Source organism: Chryseobacterium sp. BGARF1 (assembly GCF_001677955.1).
Lineage (GTDB): Bacteria > Bacteroidota > Bacteroidia > Flavobacteriales > Weeksellaceae > Chryseobacterium.
This window is the reverse complement of record NZ_LELA01000156.1, coordinates 1-11,033: the sequence shown is the minus strand read 5'-3', so window position 1 is coordinate 11,033 and position 11,033 is coordinate 1. Positions and strand designations below refer to the sequence as shown.

The following is an 11,033-nucleotide window of genomic DNA, read 5'->3' as shown; positions in this document are numbered from 1 at the left end:
TCTTTATCTGAGTTTCATGTGATGTTTGCATTACCAAAACCTGAACATCCGCTGGTTAGTTTTATCCGGTTGGAGAATATGAAAATGCAGGAGGAAACATTGCCTGACTATTTGGTTTTGGATTTTCACAAGATCGCCTATAAGGACAGTATTGGAAAGACTAAGTATGGACAGTTAGTATTTAGAAGTATGCATCTATATTTATAATCATTCTTAACGAAACATTTTATAATTTTGATATGTGAAAAAATGGATTTCCATACTGTTAATTTCCTTTTATTTGGTTTCGACAACTGAAGTGTATCAGCTATTGAAAATCCCGACACTGATAGAGCACTTTATTGAGCATAGTGGAGATAATCCTGAGATGACACTGATTTCTTTTCTTAAAATGCATTATGATCATCCTGTGAAAGATGCTGACTATCAGACAGATCAGAAGTTACCTTTCGTAACCCATTCGTCTCATCTTGTGCTTGTTTTCACTGTAAATCCTAATTTGACTGTTGAAGTCAAAAAACCAATCATAACAGATCATCATAAGAAAATTTTTTCCTTTGGTAATCTTTTCTATGATAAAGATGCTTCAAATTCTATCTGGCAGCCGCCAAAAAACTGTTAAAATCTTTTCGTTTTTACTTTACGTTTTTATGACGTCAATCTTATTGTGAACATTTATGTTGATGATATGCTTAGTGATATTCAAAACTAAGATTATCGACCGAATTTCACGATCTGATCGTGCTGACTATTTTCTTGTCAGCTAAAAACGTATTCAATTTCAAAAAAATTTAACAGAATTATTTATGCTAACAAAAATCATTGAGTTTTCTGTAAAGAATAAACTCATTATAGCATTATTGGTATTCGGGTTGATAGGCGTAGGCGCTTATCAGGTGACCCAATTACCAATAGATGCAGTCCCTGATATTACCAATAATCAGGTTCAGGTGATAACCACTGCGCCATCATTTGGGGCGACAGATATAGAAAGACTCGTTACTTTCCCAATAGAACAGGCGAACAGTAATATTTCGGGATTAAAAGAGATCAGAAGTTTCTCAAGATTCGGGCTTTCACTGGTGACCATCGTTTTCGATGACGATGTTGATATTTATTGGGCTAGACAACAGGTTGCAGAGAGACTGCAGCAGGTACAGAATCAGATTCCACAGGATGTAGGAATACCCGCTTTAGGACCTATTTCAACAGGATTGGGTGAAATTTATCAATATGTTGTCCGTCCGAAAAAAGGATACGAAAGCAAATATGATATTACAGAACTCAGAACGCTTCAGGACTGGATTGTCAGAAGACAATTGCTTGGTGTAAAAGGCGTTGCGGAAGTCAGCAGTTTTGGCGGAAAACTGAAACAATATGAAATTTCCGTCAATCCGGATAAACTGAATGCTTACGGAATTACCATTACCGATGTTTTCGATGCTTTGAAAACCAATAACCAGAATACAGGTGGTTCTTATATCGAAAAAGGACCTACTGTTCTATACATACGAAGCGAAGGATTGGTCGGAAATCTGGATGATATTAAAAACATTGCGATTGCTACCAAAAACAATGATGTTCCTCTGTTTATAAGGGATATTGCAGAGGTGCGTTACGGTTATGCAACAAGATTTGGGGCAATGACCTACAATGACACCGGCGAAGTTTCGGGTGCGATTGTGATGATGCTGAAAGGTGAAAACAGCAGCGAGGTGATCAAAAATGTAAAAGCCAAAATCGAGCAAATCCGAAAAACCTTGCCGGAAGGTATCGTAATAGAACCATTTTTAGACAGAACCAAAATGGTCAACAACGCCATTGGTACTGTTGAAAAAAACTTGATGGAAGGCGCATTGATTGTCGTTTTTGTACTGGTTTTATTTTTAGGGAATTTCCGTGCAGGTTTGTTGGTTGCGTCCGTTATTCCTTTGGCAATGCTTTTTGCGGTATGTATGATGAATCTCTTTGGCGTCAGCGGAAATCTGATGAGCCTGGGCGCGCTCGATTTCGGGCTGATTATAGACGGTGCCGTGATTATTGTAGAATCGGTGATGCATCAGTTTACCCACAATTCAAAATTCAGGAAAGCGCTGTCGGTTTCAAAACAGGAAATGGATACCATTGTCATAGATTCCGCAGGAAAGATGATGAACAGTGCGGTTTTCGGGCAGATCATCATCCTCATTGTGTATCTGCCTATTTTAACACTGCAAGGGATTGAAGGTAAAATGTTTAAACCAATGGCACAAACCGTTGCCTTCGCTTTATTGGGCGCGTTTCTGCTATCTCTGACTTATATTCCGATGATGAGTTCTATTATTTTAAGCAAAAAAATAAGCCACAAAATGAACTTCTCAGACCGGTTAATGGCAAAAGCTGAAAATTTGTATCGCAAAACCTTATTAAAAGTTTTAAGAATACCGAAAACCATTTTCAGTATTGTGATTGTGCTTTTTGTCCTTTCCGTGGCGGTTCTAAGCAGAATGGGAGGCGAATTTATCCCGTCACTGGAAGAAGGAGATTTTGCTGTGGACACCAGAGTTTTGCCAGGAAGTAACCTCAAAACCACAATTGAAAGTACGCAGAAAGCTGCCCATATTCTGAAAACCCGCTTTCCGGAAGTACAGAAAGTGGTTACCAAAATAGGAAGCGGAGAAGTCCCCACAGATCCGATGCCAATGGACGCTTCTGATATGATGGTGATTCTGAAAGATAAAAGCGAATGGACTTCCGCCAAAACTTTTCCGGAGCTTTCAGATAAAATGAGCAAAGTGTTGGAAGATGTTCCAGGAATTACCGTTGGTTTTCAGTATCCCGTTCAGATGCGTTTTAATGAATTGATGACCGGCGCAAGACAGGATGTTGTCTTGAAAATATTCGGTGAAAATCTGGAAATATTGGCGAAAAATGCCAGTCAGCTCGGGAAAATAATCAATACCGTAAAGGGAACTCAAAACCTCTATATAGAACCTGTTTCTGGTCTTCCGCAGGTAATCATCCAGTACAACAGACCGGTGATTGCACAATATCATTTATCGATTGGAGATATCAACAGAGTGATCAACACCGCTTTTGCAGGACAAAGTACAGGTCTGGTTTTCGAGGGTGAAAAACGCTTTGACATGGTCGTCAGATTAACTAGCAATGACCGTAAGAATTTGGATGATGTCAGAAATTTACTGGTTCCTACCCCGTCCGGTAATCAGATTCCGCTTTCTCAGCTGGCCAATGTTGAGATTAAAGATGGTCCGAACCAGATCCAGCGTGAAAACGGACAGCGGAGAATTGTGGTAGGTTTTAATATCAAAAACCGAGATGTCCAGGGAATTGTAGAAGAACTTCAGACTAAAGTTGACAAACAATTGAAGCTTCCTACAGGATATTACGTCACGTATGGAGGTTCATTTGAAAACCTTAAAAATGCCAAAAACAGACTGATGATCGCAGTGCCGATTGCTCTGGTTTTGATTTTTGTACTGTTGTTTCTGGCGTTTAATTCGGTGAAAGAAAGTCTTTTGATTTATACGGCGATTCCGCTTTCCATTATTGGAGGTGTGCTGTTACTGGCTGCAAGGGGAATGCCCTTCAGCATCAGTGCTGGTGTTGGATTCATCGCGCTTTTCGGTGTGGCTGTCCTTAATGGGATTGTTCTGATTTCAGAATTCAACAGACTGTACAAAGGTGGAATTAAAAATATTGTAAGAATTGTGGTAGACGGCGGAGAAGCCAGATTAAGACCTGTGTTGATGACCGCTTTTGTGGCTTCATTAGGATTTATTCCGATGGCAGTGAGTAACGGAGCTGGAGCTGAAGTTCAAAGACCATTGGCAACTGTTGTCATCGGCGGACTTTTGATTGCCACATTACTCACACTTTTTGTGCTTCCGCTGCTTTATGTAACCATTGAAAAAGGATTTAAAATGAAAAATAATCGCAAAAATATAATAACGCCTGTTCTCATTATTTTCTTTGTTTTAACGGGAAATATGATGAATTCTCAAACCAAGATCACTTTAAATGAAGCGGTTGCCATCGCTTTGAAAAACAACAGAGGTCTTAAGAATGAGAAATTAAAATCAGAATATGCAAAAGCACTCATCAAGACGTCTTCTGACATTCCTCAGACAGGCATTTCTGCGGACTACGGGCAAATCAACAGCGCTTACAGTGATATGAAATTCGGGGTTTCCCAGAATATTGCATTTCCCACTGTTTACAAAAGACAGAAAAATCTGTACACAGAAGAATGGAAAAAAAGCAAGTTGAATATTTCATTGAAAGAATATCAGCTGAAAAAAGACGTGACACTAACCTTCTACAACATTCTGTATTGGCAGGAAAAGGAAAAAATTCTGAATGAATCTTTAGATTTTTATTCTCAATTTCTGGATAAGGCAACTTTAAGATTAAAAAGCGGCGAGAGCAATATTCTGGAAAAAGCGACTGCTGCCAATCAGAAATCAGCTATTGAAATCCAGATCAAACATGTGAAACAGGAACTCAGAACTTTGCAGTTGCAATTGCAATGGCTGCTGAATTCAGAAACAGAAGTAATTCCTGATGGAGACCGTATTTTTTCTCTTTCTCATCTTCAAAATGATGTTTCCAGTAATCCTTCGCTAAAAATATTGGAGCAGCAAAAAAACATTGTATCAGAACAAACAGCTTTGGAAAAATCCAAATTACTGCCCGGTTTACAATTGGCTTATAATCTGAACAGTTTCCGTGGAATGGGCGCAGATGATAAGGTGTACAATGCTTCACCACAATTTCATTCGGTTCAGGTTGGCGTTTCGGTTCCTATATTTTCTGGCGGACAAAAAGCGAGGATTGAAGCTTCAAAAATTGCAGAATCTGTAAGTGAAAATGATTTTCAGAATGCGGAGTTTACCTTAAAAAATCAATATAAAAAACTAGCAGAGATTCAGCAGAAGAATCTGGAAATTGTTTCCCAGTACGAGAAATATGAACTGAAAAATGCCGATACGATTCTGGAAACCGCTCAAAAACAGTTCATCAACGGAGAAATTAATTACTTGGAATTTGTAATGCTTACCAATCAGGCGATCAGCATCAAAAATAATTATACAGATGCCGTGTGGAATCTCAATAAAAGTACTGTTGAGCTGGAATATATCACTTTAAATCAATAAATTATGTCAAAATCAATTCAAAATAAATATTCGGTTTTATTAATACTTGCCGTCTTTTTTTCGGTTCAGTGTAATCAAAAAGAAGAAGTTGTTATAAAGCCATCAACTCCTAAAGACGAAACTACGGTTACATTGACCGATGCTCAGCTTAAAAATACGGCTATCGAAACAATGCCATTGTCTGAGAAAAATATTTCTACGGTGCTCAAGATCAATGGAAAAATAGATGTTCCGCCACAGAATCTGGTTTCCGTAAGTGTGCCTTTGGGCGGTTATCTGAAAAGCACCAATCTCCTTCCTGGAATGCGAGTAAACAAAGGACAGGTGATTGCCGTGATAGAAAATCCACAGTTTATACAGCTTCAGCAGGATTATCTGATGGCAAAATCGAAACTTCATTTTGCAGAACTGGATTATAACAGACAAAAAAAGCTGAATCAAAGCCAGGCAAGCAGTGATAAAGTAATGCAGATGGCGCAGTCTGAGATGAACAGCCAGAGAATTATGATGAATACTTTGGCGGAACAGCTTCAGCTCGTGAAAATCAGTGCGGGCAGTCTCACTTCGGGAAATATCAGGAAAAGTGTTCCGGTTTACAGCACGATCAACGGTTTTGTGAGCAAAGTGAATGTGAATATCGGAAAGTTTGTGAATCCGTCTGATGTTTTGTTTGAACTCATCAATCCTAATGACATTCATCTGAATCTTAAAGTGTATGAAAAAGACCTGCAAATGCTGAAAATAGGACAAAGATTTACCGCCAATACCAATATGCGGCCGGATAAAAAATACGGTGGCGAAATTATCCTGATCAGCAAAGATATCAATGCAGATGGAACGGCAGATGTGCATTGCCATTTTGAGCAGTATGACCAAAACCTGACTCCAGGGATGTATATGAACGCTGAAATCGAAACTGAAACATCCTTTTCCACTGCGCTACCAGAGGAAAGCATTGTCAATTTTGAAGGTAAAGATTATGTTTTTGTTGAGGAGAAAAAGCAAACTTATAAAATGATTCCGGTAACGTTAGGAGAAGCTGAAAACAGTTTCATTCAAATCAAAAATGTTGAAGATTTTAAGAACAGAAAAATCGTTACCAAGAATGCGTACACGCTTTTGATGAAGCTAAAAAATACGGCAAGTGAAGAGGAATAATTCCGCTTCAATAAATATTAATCCAAAAAAATTAAAAATTATGAATAAGTCCTTTTTTACCATAAAAAATATTTTAACAGTATTGTTGTTGATGTTTATCGGCATTCAGTTTATTGATGTTAAAAAGAATATCAGCCAGGATCAATCTGCCAATGCTATTGGAAATCATTATAATGTACCTCCAAAGGTGCAATCTATTTTGAAAACCAGTTGCTACGACTGTCATTCCAACAACACTATTTATCCTTCATATAGCAAGATACAGCCTGTGAAATGGTGGTTGGCTGATCACGTCAATGCGGGTAAAAGACATTTGAACTTTGATGAATTCAATTCTTACAGCCGTGAAAAAAAGCTTGAAAAACTGGATGAGATCGTAGAAACCGTCAAAGAAGGCGAAATGCCGCTTGCTTCTTACACGGTTATTCATCAGGATGCAAAATTATCTGCTTCTGATCGGGCTGAAATAGAAAAATGGGTCTCTGAAACAAAAAAGGGGATCAAGTAGATGATCAGATTTAGTTTCAAATCATTCTTAATCAATCGTCACATCAGATCCTTGAAATCTTATATTATTTCTTTAAACTTAATGTTTAAATAACTGACCATGAAATTATTGACAATCATTGTTTTTACCTGTTCAAACATTTGTTTTGGACAGGTTAAATCTGATTCCGCCGGACTGAAAAAATCCGATGTAGAGAATTACGGTGATTCAGTGTACAAACCAAGCTACAAAAAACTCATTATTTCAACAGTGTTTATTGGCTTCGGAGTGGTCAGCCTAAGTTCTGATGCGCTCAAAAATCTAAACAGTTCCACAAAGTATGAGATCGGAGAACATCAACCCAAGCATATCACGCTTGATAACTACACCCAATATTTGCCTGCAGCAATAGTCTACGGTTATAATCTTGCAGGCATAAAAGGAAAGCATGATCTTAAGGAGCGAACTATTATCTACGGAACCTCTCAGTTGATTTCTGCTGCATTTGTTTTGCCTTTAAAGCATCTGGTAAAAGAGGAACGTCCAGATGGGACCAATCATCTTTCTTTTCCTTCCGGTCATACAGCGACTGCTTTTTCTTCCGCACATTTTCTCTTCAGAGAATATAAGGATGAGAATATTTGGATTGCCCTTTCAGGATATCCCATTGCCCTTTTTACAGGTGTTTACAGGACACTAAATGATAAACACTGGGTAGGCGATGTGGTTGCAGGTTCTGGATTCGGTGTCTTGAGCACCGAGATTGCCTATTGGATATTCCCCATTGTCAATAAGATCTTCAAAAATAACGAATCGAAAGGCGTCACTTTCATCTATCCGGTCATTCAATCGAAGTCTGTCGTGCTGGGTCTGGTTTTGAATTTATAATGATGTAGTATCATTAGAATAAAACTCCAAATAGTAGCCAACAGCAATATCAATATCAATACAGATGATTAATTGATATGGTTCAGGTAGGGAAATTCAATTCCTACATAATAATTGCTTACTTTTAAATAACCTATTTATTTGACATGTCTTACAATATACCCGAAGGACTTACTGGTCTCAACAGCGATGAAGTGATTGCTTCCAGACAACAATATGGATATAACCGGTTAGAGGGTATCCAAAAGAACACGTGGTTTGATCTGCTTATCGGTATTTTAAAAGAGCCGATGCTGATCCTGCTTATTATTATCTCGATCATTTATGTCATCGTGGGGGATTATGGAGAGGCTGCGTTTATGTTTGTAGCAATTGTTGCGGTGACGGCGATTTCTTTTTATCAGGATAATCGAAGTAAAAAAGCGTTAGAGGAACTTGAAAAACTTAATGAGCCTTTAAGCACGGTTATCAGAAACTCGAAGGCAACAGAAATTCCGACCCATGACATTGTCGTAGGTGATCTATGCATCACTGAGGAAGGACGGATTATTAATGCTGATGGGATCATTGTTCACAGCAATGATTTTTCCGTGAATGAATCTTCACTTACCGGGGAAAGTTTTTCAGTTTTTAAGGATAGCAGATCTGAAGATCATATGGTTTACGGCGGAACAGTGACGGTTTCGGGGTTAGCTGTTTTTAAAGTCAATAAAATAGGCAAAGAAACGCGTGTCGGTAAAATTGGAGAATCCGTACTGAATATAAAAGAAGAAATTTCGCCATTGCAGATCCAGATCCGGAAGTTTGTAAAATGGATGGCCGTTATTGGTATCGTTATTTTTCTAATGGTCTGTATCTTCAGCTATATCAAAACCGGAGATCTGGTAATGAGCCTTCTTAGCGGATTAACACTGGCAATGTCTGTACTTCCCGAAGAAATTCCTGTGGCATTTACAACCTTTATGGCTTTGGGTGCCTGGAAACTGATGCGTCAGGGAATTATCATCAAACGTAGCAGTATTGTGGAAACATTGGGAAGCACTACGGTCATCTGTACCGATAAAACCGGCACCATTACTGAAAATTCAATGAAACTTCAACATCTATACAATTACCTTTCCGACAGGATTTATGAAGAAAAGGAATTTAAAAATGATGATTTAAGTGAACTGATTGATTATGCAATGTGGAGCAGTGAGCCAGTCCCTTTTGACCCTATGGAAATAACTCTGCACAAAACGTATGAGCAGACTCAACAGAATGATTTACGAAAAGAATATCAGATGTTTCACGAATATCCGCTTGAAGGGAAACCGCCAATGATGACCCACCTTTTTGAAAACACCAGTAAAAAAAGGATTATTGCAGCAAAAGGTGCTCCCGAAGCGATTCTTAGTGTTTCCAGGTTTTCAGAGACTGAAAAAGAAAAGATAAGAGTTATTATAAAAACGTTTGGACAGCAGGGCTACCGTGTTTTGGGAGTTGCGAAGTCTCATTTTGAAGCAAACGACTTTCCAAAAAACCAGCAGGATTTTGATTTTGAATTTTTAGGGCTGACTGTTTTTTATGACCCTCCCAAAAAAGGAATAAAAGAGGTATTTCAAAGTATTTATGATGCAGGGATCAAAGTGAAAGTCATTACCGGTGATAATGCAGATACAACGAATGCTATCGCGCTTCAGTCAGGAATTATCAATACTTCTCCCGCAATCAATGGAAGTGATGTTATAGGACGTCCTGAGGAAGAGGTGATGCAAATCTCGGAGCGTACCGTTCTATTTACCAGAATGTTTCCCGATGCCAAGCTTGCGGTAGTAAATGCCCTTAAAAAGAAAGGTGAAGTGGTAGCGATGCTTGGAGATGGCGTAAACGACGGTCCAGCATTAAAAGCTGCCCATATTGGTGTAGCTATGGGAAATAAAGGGACCGAAATTGCCAAATCAGCTGCTGCGCTGGTCATTACGAATGATGATTTAGAAAAACTAATTGTCGGAATTGCGGCAGGAAGAAGAATTTATACCAATATTAAAAAAGCCATCCAGTATATTATTTCCATTCATATTCCTATAATTCTGACGGTTTCCTTGCCTCTGTTTTTTGGATGGGTATTCCCGCACATATTTACCCCGGTTCACGTTATTTTCCTCGAGCTGGTTATGGGACCGACCTGTTCTATTGTTTATGAAAATGAACCTATGGAAAAAAATACAATGAAACAGCCACCAAGAGCTATGGGAGATACTTTTTTAAGTCTAAAGGAGTTGGGAATCAGTATTATTCAGGGCGTGGTAATCACTCTCGGAGTTTTGTTTGCCTATCAGTTTGCTGTTCAAAACGGAGGTGATGAAGAGAAAACCAGGGCAATGGTATTCAGTACTTTGATTTTTGCCAATATATTACTGAGTTTTGTCAATCGGTCATTCTTTTATAGTGTGTTGGAAAGTTTCAGAAACCGTAATCCTTTACTTATTGGCATTTCTGCCTTAGTTCTGGGGTTGCTTTTTGCAATATTATATGTAAAACCAATTTCTCTATTTTTTAAAGTAACAGCACTTAATATAAGCGAATTGGGGATGACCGTTCTCATTGCAACGGTTTCTGTTCTATGGTTTGAGATCTACAAATATGTAAGAAGAGTGGGACGAGCGAAAGCACAGAAATAAAGAATCAGTAAATATTGACTTTGTACAGAAAATTTATTTCTGGGCAGACCGATTTCGAAAAATAGATGCATCGAAACGTTTACTTTTTTTGAGTATCTTATAAATTAACATTGGTTTATGCTAAGAAAAAGATGGAAATAAAGTGAATTATCAATTCTTTCCGTTCTTGTACTCATAACCGAAGAAATATCGAAACATTTGATTGAAGATTTGGAAAGAATTTTGGAAATTAAAAAAAATAAGTAATCCCGTCTTGGTGACAAGACTGACAATGTATTTATTGGGAGTTTTAACGGATCATTACGAGATGAGCGTCTTAATGTTAATTGATTTCTCTCTTAGAAGATGCTCAGCAAAAGTTGGATGTCTGGAGAGAAGATTACAACAGCGACAGACCTGATAGTTCGCTAGGAAGTTTAACACAAAATGAATTCATCAATAACAGTCAGAAAAAACAAATTTCTCTACTTTAGACTGTTCCATGTATTTGGGGCAGGATTAATAGCATTTACACAGGGGACGGAGAAAATAAATTTATAGGAGAAACTTCCAATTACTATTTTATTTTTAAGACGAAATCCTCCATAGTTTCAGTGTATAATAAAGCTGATTTAGCCCTTGTTGAAGTGGAACCAAATAAATACAGAAGAAAAGAAATTAAAGATTCAGACAATGATCTAA

Annotated in this window: 6 protein-coding genes and 2 pseudogenes; all 8 read left to right on the top strand. The window is 38.0% G+C overall.

Features of this window, described 5'->3' with window-relative positions:
• Positions 1–207, top strand: a pseudogene (locus AB671_RS22855) (hypothetical protein); the annotation flags it as partial.
• Positions 208–241: 34 nt separating this feature from the next.
• A complete protein-coding gene (locus AB671_RS21080; protein WP_066675754.1) occupies positions 242–622 on the top strand; it encodes a hypothetical protein in 381 nt (126 codons plus the stop codon).
• A gap of 184 nt (positions 623–806) precedes the next feature.
• Positions 807–5,156, top strand: a complete 4,350-nt coding sequence (locus AB671_RS21075) for a CusA/CzcA family heavy metal efflux RND transporter (protein WP_066675755.1) — start codon at positions 807–809, stop codon at positions 5,154–5,156.
• Positions 5,157–6,314: an efflux RND transporter periplasmic adaptor subunit gene (locus AB671_RS21070; protein WP_066675756.1), complete on the top strand. Its 1,158-nt coding sequence runs from the start codon at positions 5,157–5,159 to the stop codon at positions 6,312–6,314. It begins immediately after the preceding gene.
• A 40-nt stretch (positions 6,315–6,354) separates the two neighbouring features.
• Complete coding sequence (locus tag AB671_RS21065) at positions 6,355–6,822, top strand: heme-binding domain-containing protein (RefSeq protein ID WP_066675763.1); 468 nt, start codon at positions 6,355–6,357, stop codon at positions 6,820–6,822.
• Positions 6,823–6,921: 99 nt separating this feature from the next.
• Positions 6,922–7,689 (top strand): phosphatase PAP2 family protein, encoded by a 768-nt coding sequence (locus AB671_RS21060; protein ID WP_066675758.1) that lies wholly within the window; start codon positions 6,922–6,924, stop codon positions 7,687–7,689.
• Between the two features lie 146 nt (positions 7,690–7,835).
• Positions 7,836–10,352 (top strand): cation-translocating P-type ATPase, encoded by a 2,517-nt coding sequence (locus AB671_RS21055; RefSeq protein ID WP_066675760.1) that lies wholly within the window; start codon positions 7,836–7,838, stop codon positions 10,350–10,352.
• 246 nt (positions 10,353–10,598) lie between these two features.
• A pseudogene (locus AB671_RS22850) lies at positions 10,599–10,762 on the top strand (integrase core domain-containing protein); the annotation flags it as partial.
• Positions 10,763–11,033 lie beyond the last annotated feature (271 nt).